Origin of the sequence: Nitratireductor sp. GCM10026969, assembly GCF_042660605.1 — a bacterium.
Classification (GTDB): Bacteria; Pseudomonadota; Alphaproteobacteria; order Rhizobiales; family Rhizobiaceae; genus Chelativorans.
In genome coordinates, this window is the sequence record NZ_JBHSUM010000339.1 from 1 (window position 1) to 520 (window position 520).

The following is a 520-nucleotide window of genomic DNA, read 5'->3' on the forward strand; positions in this document are numbered from 1 at the left end:
GAACCGGGCGCTGGCGGCGCGCGTCACCGGCATCGCCGGCGGGTTCCTGCGCGCGGACGAGGGGCGTTTCGCCGACAAGACCGTGATCACCGGCAACCCCGTGCGCCCCTCCATCCTCGAAGCGGCGAAAACGCCCTATGCACCGCCGGGCGAGGGAGAGACGTTCCGGCTGCTGGTCTTCGGCGGCAGCCAGGGCGCGCAATATTTCTCTCAAGTTGTGCCGGAAGCCCTCAGGCTTCTGCCTGAGGCGGCGCGCGAACGTTTACATGTGACCCAGCAGGCGCGGGCCGAGGACGAGGCGGCGGTGCGCGGGGCCTTCGCCGAGCTCGGCGTGGAGGCGGAAGTCTCGCCCTTCTTCGCCGATATGGCCGAACGCATCGCCGCGGCCCATCTCGTCATGTCGCGCTCGGGCGCGTCGACGGTCTCGGAGATCGCCGTCATCGGCAGGCCGGCGCTGCTGGTTCCCTATCCGCACGCGCTCGATCATGACCAGGCCGCCAACGCCGCGGCGCTCGAGGAT

1 protein-coding gene is annotated in these 520 nt (G+C 70.4%); it reads left to right on the forward strand.

What is annotated here, in order from left to right; translation table 11 throughout:
- The coding region (locus ACFP9U_RS25390; protein WP_378625681.1) for a glycosyltransferase at positions 1-520 on the forward strand (520 nt) is incomplete at both ends.